This is a genomic window from Paraburkholderia sp. OAS925 (assembly GCF_040543975.1).
Classification (GTDB): Bacteria; Pseudomonadota; Gammaproteobacteria; order Burkholderiales; family Burkholderiaceae; genus Paraburkholderia; species Paraburkholderia graminis.
This window is the reverse complement of the sequence record NZ_JBEUNO010000001.1, coordinates 2,944,801-2,962,534: the sequence shown is the minus strand read 5'-3', so window position 1 is coordinate 2,962,534 and position 17,734 is coordinate 2,944,801. Positions and strand designations below refer to the sequence as shown.

14 protein-coding genes and 2 pseudogenes are annotated in these 17,734 nt (G+C 62.7%); 13 read left to right on the top strand and 3 right to left on the bottom strand.

What is annotated here, in order from left to right:
- Positions 1–135 precede the first annotated feature (135 nt).
- The 3 genes and pseudogenes from ABIE53_RS12895 (at position 136) to ABIE53_RS12885 (ending at position 2,442) form a co-directional block, all read left to right on the top strand.
- Positions 136–1,767 carry an HAL/PAL/TAL family ammonia-lyase gene (locus tag ABIE53_RS12895; RefSeq protein WP_114156212.1) on the top strand — a complete coding sequence of 544 codons (1,632 nt, stop codon included), beginning with the start codon at positions 136–138 and terminating at the stop codon, positions 1,765–1,767.
- Positions 1,768–1,815: 48 nt separating this feature from the next.
- Positions 1,816–1,932, top strand: a pseudogene (locus ABIE53_RS12890) (GntR family transcriptional regulator); the annotation flags it as partial.
- Between the two features lie 51 nt (positions 1,933–1,983).
- A complete protein-coding gene (locus ABIE53_RS12885; protein WP_244231007.1) occupies positions 1,984–2,442 on the top strand; it encodes a GntR family transcriptional regulator in 459 nt (152 codons plus the stop codon).
- A 99-nt stretch (positions 2,443–2,541) separates the two neighbouring features.
- Here ABIE53_RS12885 and ABIE53_RS12880 read toward each other — a convergent pair whose 3' ends face one another.
- Positions 2,542–3,291: an SDR family oxidoreductase gene (locus tag ABIE53_RS12880; RefSeq protein ID WP_107706630.1), complete on the bottom strand. Its 750-nt coding sequence runs from the start codon at positions 3,289–3,291 to the stop codon at positions 2,542–2,544.
- On the opposite strand from ABIE53_RS12880, the gene ABIE53_RS12875 reads away from it, so the two are divergent.
- From ABIE53_RS12875 to ABIE53_RS12830, 10 genes and pseudogenes are all read left to right on the top strand, one after another.
- Entirely contained in the window at positions 3,292–3,945 is a 654-nt protein-coding gene (locus ABIE53_RS12875; RefSeq protein ID WP_310399508.1) for a TetR/AcrR family transcriptional regulator, read from the top strand.
- A 260-nt stretch (positions 3,946–4,205) separates the two neighbouring features.
- A complete protein-coding gene (locus ABIE53_RS12870) occupies positions 4,206–4,931 on the top strand; it encodes a GntR family transcriptional regulator (RefSeq protein ID WP_006051450.1) in 726 nt (241 codons plus the stop codon).
- A 31-nt stretch (positions 4,932–4,962) separates the two neighbouring features.
- Positions 4,963–5,769: an SDR family oxidoreductase gene (locus ABIE53_RS12865; RefSeq protein ID WP_006051451.1), complete on the top strand. Its 807-nt coding sequence runs from the start codon at positions 4,963–4,965 to the stop codon at positions 5,767–5,769.
- Positions 5,770–5,784: 15 nt separating this feature from the next.
- The gene (gene kce / locus ABIE53_RS12860; RefSeq protein ID WP_006051452.1) at positions 5,785–6,717 is read left to right on the top strand and encodes a 3,5-dioxohexanoate:acetyl-CoA acetone transferase; all 933 of its coding nucleotides are present in this window, start codon (positions 5,785–5,787) and stop codon (positions 6,715–6,717) included.
- A gap of 16 nt (positions 6,718–6,733) precedes the next feature.
- Positions 6,734–7,513 carry an N-acyl homoserine lactonase family protein gene (locus tag ABIE53_RS12855; RefSeq protein WP_114156211.1) on the top strand — a complete coding sequence of 260 codons (780 nt, stop codon included), beginning with the start codon at positions 6,734–6,736 and terminating at the stop codon, positions 7,511–7,513.
- Positions 7,514–7,552: 39 nt separating this feature from the next.
- Positions 7,553–8,692 carry a sugar ABC transporter substrate-binding protein gene (locus ABIE53_RS12850; protein ID WP_107706631.1) on the top strand — a complete coding sequence of 380 codons (1,140 nt, stop codon included), beginning with the start codon at positions 7,553–7,555 and terminating at the stop codon, positions 8,690–8,692.
- A gap of 10 nt (positions 8,693–8,702) precedes the next feature.
- A complete protein-coding gene (locus tag ABIE53_RS12845) occupies positions 8,703–10,226 on the top strand; it encodes a sugar ABC transporter ATP-binding protein (protein ID WP_107706632.1) in 1,524 nt (507 codons plus the stop codon).
- Positions 10,227–10,236: 10 nt separating this feature from the next.
- Entirely contained in the window at positions 10,237–12,336 is a 2,100-nt protein-coding gene (locus tag ABIE53_RS12840) for an ABC transporter permease (RefSeq protein ID WP_107706633.1), read from the top strand.
- Positions 12,337–12,351: 15 nt separating this feature from the next.
- Positions 12,352–13,293, top strand: coding sequence for a 3-hydroxyacyl-CoA dehydrogenase (locus ABIE53_RS12835; RefSeq protein ID WP_107706634.1), 942 nt, complete (start codon positions 12,352–12,354; stop codon positions 13,291–13,293).
- Positions 13,294–13,330: 37 nt separating this feature from the next.
- Positions 13,331–14,235, top strand: a pseudogene (locus tag ABIE53_RS12830) (SMP-30/gluconolactonase/LRE family protein).
- A 175-nt stretch (positions 14,236–14,410) separates the two neighbouring features.
- Here the strand turns inward: ABIE53_RS12830 and ABIE53_RS12825 are convergent.
- Both ABIE53_RS12825 and ABIE53_RS12820 read right to left on the bottom strand, forming a co-directional pair.
- Positions 14,411–15,781, bottom strand: coding sequence for an FAD-dependent oxidoreductase (locus ABIE53_RS12825; protein WP_107706635.1), 1,371 nt, complete (start codon positions 15,779–15,781; stop codon positions 14,411–14,413).
- A gap of 110 nt (positions 15,782–15,891) precedes the next feature.
- Complete coding sequence (locus ABIE53_RS12820; RefSeq protein ID WP_107706636.1) at positions 15,892–17,541, bottom strand: FAD-dependent oxidoreductase; 1,650 nt, start codon at positions 17,539–17,541, stop codon at positions 15,892–15,894.
- Between the last annotated feature and the right edge of the window lie 193 nt (positions 17,542–17,734).

Sequence of the window (17,734 nt, the reverse complement as noted above, 5' to 3'; positions counted from 1 at the left end):
CTCGTCGACAGGCTTATCGGCCTAAACAGTGGTGTGCCCGACGACTGACTATTAGTGCGATTGAGTTGCGATCGTCGAAAAGATTGCTAGTCGAGCACATTCTATAGATATAGATAAAAACCACTCGAGGCCCTCATGGCAAAAAACGAAATCGCACTCACAGGTTCCGATCTGACGATCGACCAGATCATCGCGATCGCGCGTCACGGCGCTCGCGTTCGTCTGTCTGACGCGGCTCGGGCGAATCTGTTGTCGACTCGACGATTCATTGAGGAAAACTGGCTGGTCGACGACGCTCCCCTGATGTATGCGTTCAACACCGGGGTAGGAGCCTTGAAGAATCAACGTATCAGCGCTTCGGACATCGCGCGGTTTCAGCGCAATCTTATTCACTCGCACTCCGCGAGCACCGGCGAAAACATGCCGCTTGAGGTCGTGCGCGCGATGATGGCGATCCGGGTGAACACCTTTGCTCGCAATCACTCCGGCATACGCGTCGCAGTGGTCGAGCGGCTTGTCGCGATGCTCAACGAGGGCATTACGCCCGTCATCCCGGCAAAAGGAAGCGTCGGTGCCAGCGGGGACCTTGCACCGTTGGCCATCATGAGCGGTGCATTGCTTGGGTTGGAACAATCGAAAGTGACGTTCCAGGGCGCCGTAACAAGCGCGCGCTCCGCATTTGAGCGATCGGGCCTTTCAGTGACCTTCGATGTGGAAGCAAAGGATGCGACAGCATTGATCAATGGCTCGACGGCGTCGTTGGCGTACGCGGTCATCGCCGCTTTCGACGCGCGTCGCCTGCTGACTAGCGCAACGATCTCACTGGTGTTGTCGTTGGAGGCAATGCGGGCGGAGCGGGCCTGCTTTGAAGACCGTGTGATGCTAGCGCGTCCACATCCGGGGCAGCGCCGCGTCGCTGCGGCCGTTCGCACGCTGCTCAATGGTTCCATGCGATGCAGCACCGAGGCACGTGCCATTCCGATCGATGCTCTTGCCGCGCCGGGCGACACGGTCCAACCGCGGATACAGGACGTCTATTCGTTCCGCTGCGCGCCACAGGTCTACGGGCCCGTTCTTGATGCACTCGATTACATTGACGGCATACTCGTCACCGAGATGAATAGCGCAACGGACAATCCGTTGATATTCGCTTCCGATGCAGGCTACGACATCGTCTCGTGCGGGCATTTTCACGGACAATACGTCGCGCAAGCGATGGACCTTCTCGCGTTGGTGACGACCGACCTGAGCGCAATCTGTGATCGCCGTAATAATCAGCTGATCGATCCGGCCTGCAACTACGGATTGCCGAGAAACATGATCGCTACCGAGCCGGGCATCAACACGGGTTTCGCCGTTATCCAGAGTATGGGTACCGGACTCGTGCTCGAGAACATAGGGCTATGTAGTCCAGCCAGTGTGACGAGTCTGCCTGCCAAAGGTAACCAGGAAGACCACATCAGTAATTCCTGTTTCGCTGCGCGGCGCACGCGGACGGTTGTCGAAAATGCGCAGGCGGTTGTCTGCGCCGAAATTCTGATTGCATCTCAGGCGCTCGATATTAGTCGCCAAGCGCTCTCACACCTGCCGCTCGGCCTTGGCGCATCCACGGCGCTGGAGAAAGTCAGATCGGTCGTTCCTGCGATGATGGGTAACGATCGGTGGGTGCATGACGATGTCGAAGCGGTAAAATGCCTGGTACAAAACGGCACGCTGAATGAAGCGGTTTCGGTTGCCTGCGGCGATATCTGGGCACCTTCGGCATAGGGAAAGCAAACGTGGATGTAGACAGCTCGGATTCACTTCCTGCACGCATTGCGGCGGCGCTGGCCGAACAGATTTATCCGGGGCGATCTTAGGCCGGGAGCGCGAGTTCGGCAGGACGCAATCGCAGATGAGTTCAATGCCAGTCACGTTCCGGTCCGGGAAGCATTCAGGCGTCTGGAAGCTCGCGGCCTGCTGGTTTCGCGCGAGCGTAAAGGCGTGTATGTCCCACTGCTCGATCAGGCATCCATCATTGAGATTACCCGGATGCGTACCGCACTTGAGGTTCTGGCGCTCCGGTACGCGATACCCAACCTGACTCAAGATGACATCACGTGTGCAGAAAACGCGATGCACAAAGGGAACACGGCCCGTGACATCAGCACGTGGGAGGCCGCCAACCGGGAATTCCATGCAAGTATTTATCGACCCTGCCAAATGCCTCGGCTGCTTTCACATATTGACGCCCTGCATGAGGCGCGACTTCGCTACATGTATGCGACATCGACGCTGATTGAGTGGGACGTCAAATCAGAAAACGAGCATCTGGAGATTTTGGAAGCGATAAAAGCGAAAGACGATCGGAGTGCCTGTGCGTTGATGGAAAAACATATCGATGACGCAGGGTGCATTCTTGTCGATGCGGTGGGTTCTCTTCGCTCACAGACTGACGAGTGAGCCAGGCGCGCGCATTCGTACGTCCGGCATAACCTCGCTCACTCGCCGCGGAAATCCGCGCCCGCCCGGCGAGAGCGGCGCGACAGCGACATCGAGGGCTCAAACGGCAATGGACCCGCCGTCCACGAACAGTTCAACGCCCGCGATATAGCTGCTCTCGCTCGACGCCAGAAAGAGCACGGCGCGCGCGACTTCATCCGGCTGGCCCAGACGCCCCAGCGGCACGAGCTGGTTCAGCATATCTTCGACTCCGGGCCGCGCATCGAGGTAGCTTCGCATCGGGCTTGTCTCGGTCCCGCCCGGCGAGACCACGTTCACGCGAATGCCTCGCTCTTTCAGGTCGGTCGTCCAGCTTCGCGCAAACGACCGCACAGCCGCCTTGCTTGCGTTGTAGAGCGACTGGCCAGGAAAGCCTTTGCTGCCAGCCACCGAGCCATTGAGGACGACAACGCCACCCGACGAAAGTAGTGGCAAGGCCTTCTGCACAGTGAAGAGCATGCCGCGCACGTTGAGGCCGAAAAGCCTGTCGAAACCCTCCTCGTCGATGGTGCCCAGCGGACGCGGCTCCACCTCGGCAACGCCTGCATTTGCGAAAACCACGTCGAGCCTGCCGTGGTCGCGCTGGATGCGCTCATACAGTCGATCAAGGTCGGCGAGGTTGCTCGCGTCCCCCCGAACGCCCACCGCACCGTTGCCGATTTCCTGTATCGCCTCGTCCAGTCGAGCTTGCCTGCGCCCCATGATGTAGACCCGCGCGCCTTCGTCCGCGAAAAGCCTGGCGCTCGCAAGGCCGATGCCCTCGCTGCCGCCGGTGATTGCTACAACCTTGTTCCCGAATCGCTTTGCCATATGCGTTCCTCGTTAAGTGGAGTATTGCTCCACTTAGTATATGGAGGCATCATCCACTTATCAACAGAAATCAAGGCAACGATGAACAGAAAGTGTTCGACGACCGACGAAGCACCGCTGCGCGCCGATGCAGCCCGGAACCGGGAACGCATTCTCGAAGCGGCGGAAGCGCTGTTTCTCGAACGCGGCGCTGAGGTTTCGCTTGACGATATCGCGAGGCGCGCCAACGTTGGTATCGGCACGCTCTACCGCCGTTTCCCGACGCGCGACGCGCTGCTTGCCGCGGCGAGTGATGAGCGCCTGCTGTCGCTTGCCAAAGCAAGCCGCGCACGCGATGACAAGCTCGAACCGATCGCGTCCCTGCGCGCCTTCGTCAAGGAGCTCGTGAACCACGCGAACCACTATCGCGGGCTCGCTGCGTTGCTCGGAACGGTATTACAGGAAGGGACGCCTGGCTGCCGCGCCGGCAGTGAAGAAGGACGCCGGCTGCTCGAGCGGGCCCAAAAGGCGGGGGCGGTTCGAAAGGACGTCTCCATCGGCGATCTCGTGTGTGTCGTGACGGCGATCGCTCTCGCCGTCGAGCAAGGCGGCACAACCAGATCCCGCGTCACCCACCTGATCGATCTCTTCTTCGACGGCATCGGCAAAACGTAAGCGCGGCACCAGCGACGTCTCGACTCGAGATCATGAGCGTTCAGGCTGTTTCATTTAAGCCGAGCGTTTTTGTACTGCGGCCGCCGCATCGGTTGAAGCCTGTTTGGGGCCCAACGCGATGGAAAGCCTTCCGCGTTTTCCCCTAGCAATCCACGGTTGACTCGGGCTCGAGCAAAGGCCAAACTTCTTTCAACGCAAGTGTGATCACAGGTCACACTTGCGCCGGAATCTCACATCGCAGCGAATCCACGGAGGCATTAGTGGCGCCACGCACGAGTTCAGACCTGCCCGAGCTTCAGCTCGTGGCGCGTGAAACGATGGCCGGTCGCGTCTATGCGCAACTCAAGGAAGCGATCATGACCGGACGCTTCGCGCCAGGACAATTGCTGAGCCTGCGCAGCGTGGCGGACGCGGTCGGCTCGTCCACCATGCCGGTGCGTGCGGCGCTCACACGCCTGCAAGCCGAGGGCGCGCTGATCGACGGACCGGGCCGCGCGCTCATCGTCCCGCCCATGACAGTCGAACTCCTCGAAGAGTTGCGCGACGTGCGTATCGCGCTCGAAGGCGCCGTTGCAAAGCGGGCTGCGACTCGCATGAGCCGCGAAGATCTCGCTGTGTTGCAACAGGTATTCGACACCATGAACGCGCACGTCGAAGCGGGCGATGTGCCGGCCTATCTGCGCAGCAACTTCGAATTTCACATCGCGATCTATGCGCACGGCGCGAGCGATATCACGCTGTCCACGATTCAAAACCTGTGGATGCGCATCGGCCCGTTTCTGAATCTCGTGGCCCCCGACATTCCGCACATGCGCAGGTCGATGGATGCACACCGCCATATCGTCGAGGCCCTGTGGCGCAGCGACGGCGAGGGCGCGCGCGCGGGCATCGAGCAGGACATCGGCGAAGCCGCCGCCGATCTGAAGGAGCGCTTGCAAAGCGCGATACAGGACGGCGAAGACCCCGGCGAACAGGCACGCGCCTGAGTTGTAAAAACACGGACAACGGAGACAGACAATGACGGTTCTTCAGATGCTGAAGCCGCACGCGGGCTTGCGCGTGCTTATCACGGGCGGCGCATCGGGCATCGGCCTCGTGATGGCCCAGGCGTTCATCGAAGCAGGTGCTCGCGTGCATGTTTGCGATGCGAGCCAGCAGGCGATCGACGCGCTTCAAAAAGCCCAGGAAAGTGTGGAACTGAACCGCATCACGGCGACGCTCGCCGACGTGGCGGATCGCGCGGCCGTGGAGCGCGTTTTCGTCGATGTGCAGGCGGAGCTTGGCGGTCTCGACGTGCTGGTCAATAACGCAGGCATTGCCGGGCCGACCGGCGGCGTCGACGAGCTCGACGAGCAGGAATGGAACAACACGGTCGACGTGAATCTCAACGCGCAGTTTTATTTCGCGCGCCGCGCGGTGCCGCTTCTCAGGCAGGCGCGCGATGGCGGCACCATCATCGCGCTGTCGTCGGTGGCCGGGCGTCTTGGTTATGCGTTCCGCACGCCTTACGCCGCGACCAAATGGGCGGTGGTCGGCATGACCAAGAGCCTTGCCATCGAACTCGGGCCTTCGAATATCCGTGTCAACGCGATACAGCCCGGCATTGTGAAAGGCCCGCGCATCGAGCGCGTGATCGCGGCGCGCGCGAAGCAGCTCAAGCTTTCCTACGAAGAGATGGAGAAGCAGTATCTCGCCAAAATCTCGCTGCGCCGTATGACCACGCCGGAAGAAGTGGCCGCCACCGCGCTCTTTCTGTGTTCGCCCGCCGGCAGCGGCATCTCGGGACAAGCGATATCCGTCTGCGGCAACGTCGAATTCCTCTAACCGCACGAGGCTCACATGGCAACGAAACGCAAGGTCATCATCACGTGCGCGCCGACGGGCGCAATCCATACACCGTCGATGTCGCCGTATCTGCCGGTTACTCCTCAACAGATCGGCGATGCCGCGCTTGCCGCGGCGAAAGAAGGCGCGGCGATCATTCATCTGCATGCGCGCGATCCGGACGACGGTCATCCGACCCAGGACCCCGCCGTGTTCCAGGAGTTCTTGCCGCGCATCAAGGCCGAATGCGATGCAGTCATCAACCTCACCACGGGCGGCAGCCCGCATATGACGGTCGCGGAACGCCTGAAGCCCGCGCATCATTTTCAGCCGGAAGTGGCGTCGCTCAACATGGGCTCGATGAACTTCGGCCTGTATCCGATGCTCGAGCGCTTCAAGGAACTCAAGTACGACTGGGAACGCAAGCATCTGGAGAACAGCCGCGATCTGGTGTTCAAGAACACGTTCGCGGATATCGAATACATCCTGACGTCTTGCGGGGCGAACGGCACGCGTTTCGAGTTCGAGTGCTACGACATCTCGCATCTGTACAACCTCGCGCATTTTGTCGACCGTGGGCTCGCGAAGCCGCCGTTCTTCGTGCAAAGCGTATTCGGTCTGCTCGGCGGCATCGGCGCGCATCCGGAAGACCTCGCGCATATGCGCCGCACGGCGGATCGCCTGTTCGGCAAGGACTACGTGTGGTCGATTCTCGGCGCGGGACGCAATCAGATTCCGCTCGCTTCGATCGGCGTGGCGCAAGGCTCGAACGCACGCGTCGGCCTTGAAGATTCGTTGTGGATCGAGCCGGGCAAGCTCGCGGAATCGAGCGCGGCGCAGGTCCGCAAGATACGCCAGGTGATCGAAGGCCTGTCGCTCGATATCGCGACGCCCGCCGAAGCGCGCGAGATGCTTCAACTCAAGGGCGCGGCCAACACCAACTTCTGATAGCGGAGAGCGCAGCGTGAACGCCAGATTGAAAGTAGTCGCGATGCCGACGGGCTGGCTCACCGTCGATCGCTCGTCACAGGTGTACGGCCGCTATTTCGGGCAGTCGATCAAGGTGCCGGTGTGGTCCACGGCGATTGTCGGCGCGCAGAAAAAGATCGTGGTGGATACAGGTATCCACGATCCGGGCTGGGTGTCGGACTTCGTGTGTCCTTGCGACCAGGCGCCGGAAGAGAAGCTCGAGCGCGCACTCAAACAATACGTCGGCTGGAGCGCGGACGAGGTCGACATTGTCATCAACACGCATCTGCATTACGACCATTCGGGCGGCAATACGCTGTTCAAAAACGCGCGCTTTATCGTGCAGGCGAAAGAGTGGGAATACGCGGGCCAGCCTCTGCCGACGCAGGCCACGTACTACCAGGAGTTTCTGATCGGCCGCGAGCCGCTCGCGTATTTCCGCTGGCAGTTCGTGCATGGCGTCGCCGATATCGTGCCGGGCGTGCGCGTCGTGCCGACGCCAGGACATACGCCCGGCCATCAATCCGTTGCGGTGGATACGGAAGACGGCGTGGTGCTGATCGCGGGGGATTGCGCGAACTGCATGGAAAACATCGTCGATCTGGTGCCGGTGGGCATCGTGCACGAGACGCTTGCGGAAATGGGCTCGCTCACGCGCATTCGCCAGATCGCCGATTACGTGATCCCCGGCCACGATCCCAACGTCGTGCCGGGCAGCGCGGGTATCGCATTGCCGGCCAGTGCGCACTTGCCGCATGTACCGGTTTCTGGCTGAAGCGTAGTTCGACACAAAAAACGAACATTGGAGGATGACATGAAAGCATGGACGCAATCTATTCGTCGTGCGGGACTGACGGCGCTCGGTATCGGTATGGGTATCGGCTTCGCTGCGGCGCTCGCTGTCTCCGGCGAGGCGCATGCGGCGGGCAAGTACAAGGTGTTCCTGTCGATGAGCTATGTCGGCAACGACTGGCAGACCGAGGCCGCGAACATGGTCAAGGCGATGGCGAACACGCCCGCGCTGAAGGACAAGGTCGATCTCGAGGTGCAGGTCGCGGGCACCGACGCGCAGAAGCAGATCCAGCAGATCAACTCGATGGTGCAGGCGGGCGCGAAGGCGATCATCATCTATCCGATCTCGCCCACGGCGCTGAACCGCGCAATCAAGAACGCCTGCTCGAAGGGCGTGGTCGTCGCGGCCTACGACGGCGAAGTGACCGAACCGTGCGCCCACAACGTGACGATCGACCAGCACCAGGCCGGCACCGTCACGGCGGAATGGCTTGCGAAGACGCTGAACGGCAAGGGCAACATCGTGCTGATCAACGGCGTTCCGGGCACGTCGGTGGATCGCGCCCGCACCGAAGCCGCCAAGGCCGTGTTCTCGAAGTACCCCGGCATCAAGGTCGTGGCGGAAGGCACGGGCATGTGGAGTCAGGCCACGGCCAAGACCGAGCTGTCGAAGATTCTCGCGACCAATAGCTGGGACAAGATCGACGGGCTGTGGATGCAGGTCGGCTGCTTCACCGCCGCGTCGATGCAGCTCGATGCCGGCATCGCCGACGACAAGATCAAGCCCTGCGCGGGTGAGTCGTCGAACGGTCATCGCGTGCAGATGCTGCCGCCTGGCGAGGTGAAAGGGCAGGGCGCCTATCGCTCGATCGGCTACCGTTCGATTTCGTATGGCGCGCCGCCGTATTCGGGTGCAATGGCGCTCAAGATGGCCGTGCAGAAGCTGGACGGCAAGGACTTCCCGCAGCGCATCACGCTCAAGCTGCCGCTCGTCGAAACGCCGCAGTCCAGGCTGTGCAAGACCGGCAGCATCGACGAACTGAAGGCGGGGTGCACGGCCTTCATGCCGGACAAGGTGCCGCCGGGCTGGTTCGCGGACATCTATTCCGAGGAAACCAGAGAGGTCGGCTTCAACGCGGCGCTCACGGGCAACCAGGACTGAGGACCTTGTCATGAGCGACGCATCTCTCGCCATCGACCTGTCGAACGTGACCAAGCGCTTCGGCGCCACCGTCGCGCTCGACGGCGCGTCGTTTCGCGTCAAGCGCGGTGCCGTGCACGCGTTGCTCGGCGAGAACGGCGCAGGCAAGTCCACCACCGTCAAGCTGCTGTCCGGGTTGATGCAGCCCGACGCGGGCACCATCCGCGTGATGGGCCGCGACCTGACGATGCGCGGCCCGCAGGACGCGCATCGCGCCGGCGTGCAGACGGCGTTTCAGGAGATGACGCTGGTGCGCGATCTCACGGTCGCGCAGAACCTGCTTCTGTCGTACGAGCCGACCGGGCTCTTCGGCCGCATCAGAACGCGCGAGGCGCAGCGCATGGCGGCGCAGTGGCTCGAAGAACTCGATCTGCCGGACGTGCGCCCCGGTGCGTATGTTCGCGATCTGTCCTTGCCGGTGCGGCAAAAGATCGAGATTGCGAAGGCGATCCTGCGTGGCCCGCAAGTACTGCTGCTCGACGAGCCGACTTCGTCGCTGTCGGGCGCGGACGTGGCGTGGCTTTCGCGCCGGATCGATGCGTTAAAGGCAAAGGGCGTCACGTTCGTGTTCATCTCGCACCGCATGCAGGAAGTGCGCGAGTTCTGCGACAGCCTCACCGTGTATCGCAATGGCCGCGATGTCGGCTCATTCGACACGCCCGACATTTCGGACGACGAGGTAATCCGCCTCGTCATCGGCCGCTCCATGGAAGCGAAATATCCGCCGAAGGTCGCGCCGCCGGCGCTGGCGCAGGGCCAAACCCGGCCGCCCGCCATGCAGGCGCGCCGCATCCGCGTGGACGGCGTGGTGAGCGACTTCGACCTGACGCTTGTCGCCGGCGAAGTGCACGGCATCGCGGCGTTGCAGGGTATGGGCCAGCGCGAACTGTTCGAGGCGCTGTTCGGCGCCACCTATATCGACGACGGCGAAATCCGTATCGACGGCAAGCCGGTCACGCTGACCTCGACCGCCGATTCGCTGAAGGCCGGTGTGTCGACCAGTTTTCTGCCTGAAGACCGCAAGACCGAAGGTCTGTTTCTGCGTCTGCCCGGCGGAGAGAACGTGTCGCTGCCGGTGATCGGACGTTATGCGCGCTTTGGACTGATCGACCGCAAGCGCGAGCAGGCCGCGATCGCCAGGTCGCTTGCGCAGATGGAAGTGAATCCGCGCGCGCTCTACAAGCCGTGCCTGTCGTTCTCGGGCGGCAACCAGCAAAAGATCGCAATGGCCAAGTGGATGCTCACGCAAAGCCGCGTCTGGCTCATGTTCGATCCGACGCGCGGCATCGACGTGGGCACCAAGCATCAGATTTTCGTGCTGATGCGCGCGTTCGCCGCGGCAGGCGGCGCCGTGCTGTTTTATTCGACCGATGTTCCCGAACTCGTCAATGTGTGCGACCGCGTGTCGGTGATGTATCGCGGCCGCAACGTCGGAGAATTGTCCGGCGATGCGCTCACGGAAGAAGCCGTGATGCGCAACATGCTTTCCAGCTGAGAGGTTGGCCATGAAAATAGCTATTGCGTCGCCCGACAGCGGGATCGTGCGTCGAGGCGCGGGCGCTGCCTGGGCCGCGCGAGTCGATCATCATCGCGGACTGATCATCGCGATCGGCGCGCTCGTCGCAATGCTCGTTGCGTGGGGCGCGCTGTCGGCCACGCCGGTGGGCGCGTACGACATCGGCTCCGTCATTTCGAGCGCGACGACGCTCGCGCTCGCCGCGCTCGGACAGACCATCGTCGTGCTGTCGGGCGGCTTCGATCTGTCCGCGTCGGCAGTCGTGTCGCTCGCCAACGTGCTCGCGGTGCGCTTCGTGCATGGCACGCCGCTTCAACAATGGGCGGGTGCGGCGCTGATTCTCGCGACAGGCGGCGGCATCGGTTTGATCAATGGCGCGCTGATCGCGTGGTTCCGCCTGCAATCCATCGTGGTCACGCTCGCGACCATGTTCATGGTTCAGGGCGTGACGCTGCTGATCCAGAACAAGCCCGGCGGCAGCGTCGGCGACGAGTTCGGCGCGTTCATCACATCCGATCTGATTGACGGGAAACTGCCGATGTCGGCCGGCGTGCTGATCGCCGCGCTGCTGATATGGGCGTTTATCCGGCGCACGCGTTTCGGCGTCGGTCTGTACGCGCTCGGCAGCGACGCGGACAGCGCGTACGCCAACGGCATGCCCGTCACGCGCTATCGCATCATGACCTACGCGCTCGCAGGCATGTTCTACGCGGCGGCGGGCCTGTACGTGTCGGCGCAGACGGGCTCTGCCGATCCCCTCGTCGGCCGTCCGCTGCTGCTGTCGATGTTTACCGCCGTGGTGCTCGGCGGAACGTTGCTCGGCGGCGGGCGGGGCGGCTGCGTCGGCACGGTGTTCGCCGCCATGACGCTGATGGTCACCGTGAATATCCTGCTGGTGCTGAACGTGTCGGCGTTCTTCACGACGATCGCGGAAGCGGTGATCCTGATTCTCGCGGTACTCGGTTCGTCGATCGGCAAACAGTCGGCCGCGCATGAATGCGCGCGTCACGCGGCACAATGGCTGAGGGCGATGCGAACCGGCACGCGAGTGAAGAACGACGCTCACGCGCGGCGCGTGTCCTTCGAAGTGAGCGGTTTTCAGCCGATCGCCAACACGGAGCTGAAGGGCCGCGCGATTGCGGACTGGATCGAGCGCAACCGCGAGTGGGTGAAGTATGTCGTGCCGGCGTATCTGCTGTTTTTCGCGGTAGTGGCGATCACCGGCTTCGTGTATGGCCCAGCGGTGCTGACCAGCGCGAACTTCTACAGCAGCCTGCTGACGCTGACATTGTTCCTCGCGATTCTCGGCCTCGGACAGGGCGCGGTGATCCTGACCGGCGGACTTGATCTCTCGATGCCCTGGCTCATCACGCTGGCCGGCGTTCTTCTCACGGGCCTCACGCACGGCGCGAACGCCGCGGCGGCGTGGGCGGTCCCGGCCGTGCTCGGCGTCGGCCTGCTCGTCGGCGCATTCAACGGCGTGGGCGTCGTGATGCTGGGCCTTCCGCCAATCGTCGTGACGCTTGCCGCCAACGGCCTGCTGCAAGGTCTCACGCTGATCTACTGCAATGGCTCGCCGCAAGGCTGGTCGCCGTCCGCGATCAGCGAATTCACCAACGGCAAACTCGGGCCCTTGTCGTTCGCCGCATGGAGCGTGCCGGTGTTTCTCGCGCTTGCGCTGTTGCTGCTGCATCGCACGCCGTTCGGGCGGCGCGTGTACGCGGTCGGCAATTCGCAGGTCGCGGCGAAGCTCTCAGGTGTGCGTGTCGGCACCACGCTGATCGCCGTGTACTGCCTCTCAGGATTGTGCTCGGCGCTCGTCGGTTTGCTGCTCGCGGGGTTCAGCTCGCAGGCGTTCCTCGGTATGGGCGATCCGTATCTGCTGCCGTCCATCGCGGTGGTCGTCGTGGGCGGCGCTCTGATCACCGGCGGGCGCGGGCATTATCTCGGCGTGTTCGGCGGCGCGCTGCTGCTGACCGCTCTCGGCACGCTGCTCGCGGGCACGACCGTGCCGCCCGCCGTGCGCGACATCATCAATGGGCTCGTCGTGCTGGCGGCCGTCATCACGCTGCGCGACCGGCGCGCATAACATCGGGACACATTCATGCAGACGAAGACGACAGCGGTAATCGGTTCGGGGCGCATCGGGCGCGCGTGGGCGATTGTGTTCGCGCGCAGCGGCTTCGACGTGAAGTTGCACGACGCCTCGCAAGACATGCTGAGGGACGCTGTCCCGGCCATTCGCGAAAGCGTGGAGGACCTCGCGTCGTTCGATCTGATCGACGAGCCGGCAGAGGCGATCGTCGCGCGCATCACAACATGCGAGACCCTTGCCGAAGCGGTCGCAGAGGCGGATCTCGTGCAGGAGAACATTGCCGAAATCGTCGACGTGAAGCGCACGCTCTTTGCGCAGCTAGACCGCCTGACGAAGCCCGACGCGCTGCTTGCCAGTTCGACCTCGGGTCTGCCGGCATCCACGTTCACCGAAGCGTTGCAAGGCCGCGCGCGCTGTCTCGTCGCGCATCCGGTGAACCCGCCGTCGCTCGTGCCGCTCGTCGAGTTGTGCGGGGCGCCCTGGACATCGCAGGACACGCTCGAACGTGCTCGCGTTTTCTATGAGCAAGCTGGACAGAAGCCGGTCACCGTGAATCGCGAAATCTCGGGTTTTCTGCTTAACCGCCTGCAAGGCGCGGTGCTCGATGAGGCGTTGAGCCTCTACGAGCAGGGCTATGCGAGCGCCGCCGATCTGGACACCGTGATGCGCGACGGTCTCGCGATGCGCTGGTCCTTCATGGGCCCGTTCGAGACGATCGATCTGAACGCGCCGGGCGGCGTGGCCGACTATGCACAGCGCTATGGCGGCACATACCGCAGCATCGCCGAAACGCGCGTGCCTTTTGACTGGGCCGCCGCCACGCTGGACCGCCTCGATGCCGAGCGGCGTGCCGCGCTGCCGCGCGAGCGTATCGAGGAGCGCAGCCGCTGGCGGGATCGGCGTCTGATGGCGCTGCTCGCTCATCGGCGCGCGCTCAAGGACAACGAGTGAACCGAAGCGCCAACATCGTGCCAACAAGGAGACGACGATGCCTGAAGTACGCTTGCTCGTGGATGCGAACAATCATCTTGGTGAAGGCCCGCTATGGGATGTCAAGGAGGAACGGCTGTACTGGATCGACAGTACCGCCGCGGAAATCTATAGCTGCCGCGCGGACGGCAGCGAGGTAAAGCGCTTTTTCGTGCCGCGTCATATCGGTTCGATGGCGCTGCGCGAGCAGGGCGGCGCGGTCGTGGCGCTTGCCAACGGCCTGCATTTTTACGACTTCGATGCGCAGACGGTGCAGTTCATCGCCGATCCGGAAAGCGACGATCCCGAGACCCGCTTCAACGACGGCAAGGTGGACCGGCGCGGCCGCTTCATCGCGGGCACGATGTCCTACGATTTCGACCGCTACGACGCGGATCGCGGCCAGCGCTCAACGCGCAGCGGCGGTCTGTACCGCCTGGATATCGACGGCACGCTGGCGCGGCTGGACTCGGGCATCAGCTGTTCGAACGGACCCTGCTGGAGCCCCGACAATCGCACGCTGTACTTCACGGACACGTATAGCAGGGAGATGTACGCGTACGACTACGACATCGAAACCGGCGCCGCCGGCAACCGCCGCCTGTTCGCATCGGCGCGCGACATGGCCGGCACTTTCGACGGCGCAACCGTCGATGAGGAAGGCTACGTCTGGTCCGCGCTGGTGTTCGGCGGGCGCATCTTGCGCTTCGCGCGCCGGACGGCAAGCTCGACCGCGTCGTCGAATTCCCGGTGCGCAATCTGACGAGCGTGATGTTCGGCGGCCCGAATCTCGACACGCTCTACGTGACGACGATGGGCCGCCCGATGTGGGGCATTCCGCAGAAAGAACGCGAGAAGGGCGGGTTGTTCGCGGTGACGGGGCTGGGAGTGCGCGGTTTGCCGGAGCCGCGTTTCGCTGGGTGAGAGAGCGGGCCGCCAACGTCACGCGATTCTTGCAAACTCCCCGGACAAAAGCAGTGTCGTTCGACATGGTTTCGCGCACGCCGTGCGCGGGCTGCATGCCGCCGGTTGGACCGGCCTGGGTAATCGCAGACAAGCAAGGAGGTTCATCGCTGCAAGTCTCTATCGCGGCTCCTCATTAGGGCGCACGCTGCGGCACCTTCGCAAGCAGGATATTGAGGCCCTCGGAGATCAGCGGATGCGCAATGATTGCATCGCGCACGGCCGTATAAGGTAATCCGCCGAGCATCGCCATCTGCACCGCGGTCACTACCTCGCCGGCATTGGTGCCCAGCATCGCAAAGCCAAGGATGGCGTCTGAGTCCGCGTCGATCAGCATTTTCATGAAGCCCTTCGTCGCGCCGTTCGTCCGCGCCCGCGGCACCGCCGCCATCGGCAGCTTTGCAACACGTACCGCGATGCCGCGCGCCTTCGCGTCGGCTTCGCTGAGACCGATACGACCGAGTTCCGGCTCGATAAAGAGCGCATACGGAATGATTCTGTCGCGCGTGGTTTTCGCATTTTCCCCAGCGAGTTGCGAGCGCAACACGCGGTAATCGTCGAACGATGCGTGCGTGAACATCGGTGTGCCTGCGACCTCGCCGATGGCCCATGTGCGCTCTGCTGTCGTCGCGAGACGTTCGTCCGTTCTGATGAAGCCGCGCGCGTCGACTTCGACCCCGGCGGCGTCGAGGCCGATACCGGACGTGCCAGGGGTGCGGCCCGCCGCGACCAGAAGATGACTCCCGCTCACCGTGCTGCCATTCTGCAGTACCACTGTCACCAACTCTCCCGACTTGCCCGTCACGCTGGCGGGTCTCGCGCCGGTTCTGATATCGATGCCTTCCTCTTTCAGCGCCGCCTCGATCGCCTCGGTGACGTCCTCGTCTTCACGCATCGCCACGCGCGGCGCGTCCTGTATCAGCGTGACCTTGCTGCCCAGTCTACGGAATGCCTGCGCCATTTCGAGCCCGATATATCCACCGCCGAGAACGATCAGGCTTTCGGGTAACGTCGTCAGCACCAGCGCTTCGACGTGCGTCAGCGGCTCGGCGGCCTTCAATCCCGGCACATCGGGAATCGCCGCCGTCGTGCCCGTGTTGATAAAAGCATGTTCGCCTTCGATCATTCGCAGACCGCCGTCATTGGTTTTCACTTCGAGCCGGCGCGGTCCGACAAAGCGGCCCGTGCCCAGCACGAGTTCGAGGCCGGAGTCACGCAACGCGTTGCGATTGATTTCCACCATACCGTCGACCACGGCTTTCACGCGCTGCGACACTTTGGCCATGTCCGCGGCCCTGCCATCCTGTCGATGCAGTATGTATTCGGTGCGCGCGGTCTGGATCAGCGTCTTGGTCGGTATGCATGCCACGTTGATGCACGATCCGCCGATCATGCCTCGTTCGATCACGGCAACCTTGCGGCCCGCCTGCGCGAGTTCCATCGCCAGTGTCTTGCCACCTTTGCCGCCGCCAAGAAATACATATTCGAAGTGCTCGATCGTTGTCATCGCGGAGTTCCTTTTTGCCCGTCAACTATCATCGCCCGACATCGGCGGTACCTTGAAAATCAGCACTAGCATCGTGCTGTGTGCTGCACGCCAATCCATCACGACGGCGCTTATGCCTGAGCGACCGTCCGCTCCAGTTGACGATGAATCTGCGCGACGACGGCAGCACCGTCTCCCACCGCCGCGGCAACACGTTTGGTCGAAGTCGAGCGGACGTCCCCCGCACAGAACACGCCGCGCACGCTTGTTTCATGCTCTTGCGACCCAGGTCCGGCGCCTTCGCCCGTAAGCACGAAGCCGTTTTTGTCGACGGCGACGCCGCATCCGTCAAGCCACGACGTGTTGGGAGATGCACCGGTAAACAGGAACACGTGTTCCGCGGATACAACCGACCGTTGCGTCCCGCTCAAAAGCTCTACTTCCTCGAGCGTCCTGGCGCCTCTCAGCGCGGTGATCTGAGTGCCGTACGTCACATCGACATTGTCCAGAGCAGCGATACGGTCGATGAGATATTGCGACATACTGGCCTTCAGGCTTTGTCCACGTACCAGCATGCGAACTCGCCGCGCGCGCGACGCGAGGTACACGGCGGCCTGTCCCGCGGAGTTTCCGCCGCCGACCAGCAATACGTCTTGTCCCGCGCAAAGCTTCGCCTCGACCGGCGAAGCCCAATAGTATGTTCCTCGTCCCTCGAAGCGTTCCAAGCCCTGAATGTCGGGTCTGCGATAAGCCGCGCCCGAAGCGATAACGATCGTTCGGGACCGGATGGTCACGGCGGAGGACAAGCGCAGCGCGAACGGCGTTATGCCGCAATCGAGGCTTTCCGCCTGAGCGGGAATGGCTACGTCGGCTCCGAATTTCTGTGCCTGTACGTACGCGCGGGCGGTGAGCGCATGGCCGGAGATGCCTGTTGGGAATCCGAAGAAGTTTTCAATGCGGGCGCTGGCACCGGCCTGTCCGCCTGGCGCACTATGATCGAGTACGATGACTCTCAGCCCCTCGGACGCGGCATAGACGGCTGTCGCCAAACCCGCCGGACCCGCTCCGACGATTGCGACGTCGTAGACATGCTCCGGATCGAAATCAGGGAGCCAGCCCAGCGCGTTGGCAAGCTCCGCTTCATCGGGTGCTCGCAAGATGGTCCCGTCTGGATGCAGCACGAGCGGGTAGTCGGCGTCATCGCGTACCCACTTCGCTACGTAACGGGCTGTGTCGTCGTCTTCTGACGACGCGCCGATGACCGCATGAGGAACATTGTTACGTCGCAGGAAACTTTGCAATGCGTGGAGGCGGGCGTTATGCGGTTGGCTGACTATAACGATCCCATTGCCTCGCTCAATAAGCGCAACCCGCCTGAGAATAAGCGCCCGCATAATGCGCTCACCCAGCTCCGCTTCGGCGATCAGGAGCGCCCGCAGTCTGTCGGGGAGGATGTGAATGGCCGATACATCGCCGACCGCATCGCCGTCCACTATGCATCGACCGCCGGATAGCTGTCCGACTTCCGCAACGAAGTGTCCCGGACCGTTTTCGCTAACGACGGCATGACGCCCGAACGCGTCGCGGCTACTCACGCGAATCATCCCGTGCAATACCACGCACATCCCGAACCCTGGCGCGCCGACTTCGAAAATCCGTTCCGATGTCCACGAACGAACAACGCCGTATTGACGCAGTCGTGCTAATTCGGCCTCGGTCAGTTGCGGATACTTCTGTTCATGACGGTCGGTAGCTGGCGCTAACCATGTGGAGCTGCTCATTTGCGTTCCTGCGGTTGCGTGCGCGATGGGAAGTTCCACGCGCCTGATTGAGCCGGCTATTACATCGACACAGACGTCGACACAGACATCGACACAGCGCGCTGTTATGCCGGACTAGCGGCACGGTATTGGCGGATAGGATGCTTATCATCCATGCCGCAGGCAGGCTTTTACAACGACATTTATACTCACG

Excerpts from the sequence above, each read along its gene's own strand:
- ABIE53_RS12895 (WP_114156212.1), top strand. The coding sequence starts at position 136 with ATGGCAAAAAACGAAATCGCACTCACAGGTTCCGATCTGACGATCGAC.
- ABIE53_RS12880 (WP_107706630.1), bottom strand. The coding sequence starts at position 3,291 with ATGGCAAAGCGATTCGGGAACAAGGTTGTAGCAATCACCGGCGGCAGC.
- ABIE53_RS12875 (WP_310399508.1), top strand. The coding sequence starts at position 3,292 with ATGCGTTCCTCGTTAAGTGGAGTATTGCTCCACTTAGTATATGGAGGC.
- ABIE53_RS12865 (WP_006051451.1), top strand. The coding sequence starts at position 4,963 with ATGACGGTTCTTCAGATGCTGAAGCCGCACGCGGGCTTGCGCGTGCTT.
- kce (WP_006051452.1), top strand. The coding sequence starts at position 5,785 with ATGGCAACGAAACGCAAGGTCATCATCACGTGCGCGCCGACGGGCGCA.
- ABIE53_RS12850 (WP_107706631.1), top strand. The coding sequence starts at position 7,553 with ATGAAAGCATGGACGCAATCTATTCGTCGTGCGGGACTGACGGCGCTC.
- ABIE53_RS12845 (WP_107706632.1), top strand. The coding sequence starts at position 8,703 with ATGAGCGACGCATCTCTCGCCATCGACCTGTCGAACGTGACCAAGCGC.
- ABIE53_RS12840 (WP_107706633.1), top strand. The coding sequence starts at position 10,237 with ATGAAAATAGCTATTGCGTCGCCCGACAGCGGGATCGTGCGTCGAGGC.
- ABIE53_RS12835 (WP_107706634.1), top strand. The coding sequence starts at position 12,352 with ATGCAGACGAAGACGACAGCGGTAATCGGTTCGGGGCGCATCGGGCGC.
- ABIE53_RS12825 (WP_107706635.1), bottom strand. The coding sequence starts at position 15,781 with ATGACAACGATCGAGCACTTCGAATATGTATTTCTTGGCGGCGGCAAA.
- ABIE53_RS12820 (WP_107706636.1), bottom strand. The coding sequence starts at position 17,541 with ATGAGCAGCTCCACATGGTTAGCGCCAGCTACCGACCGTCATGAACAG.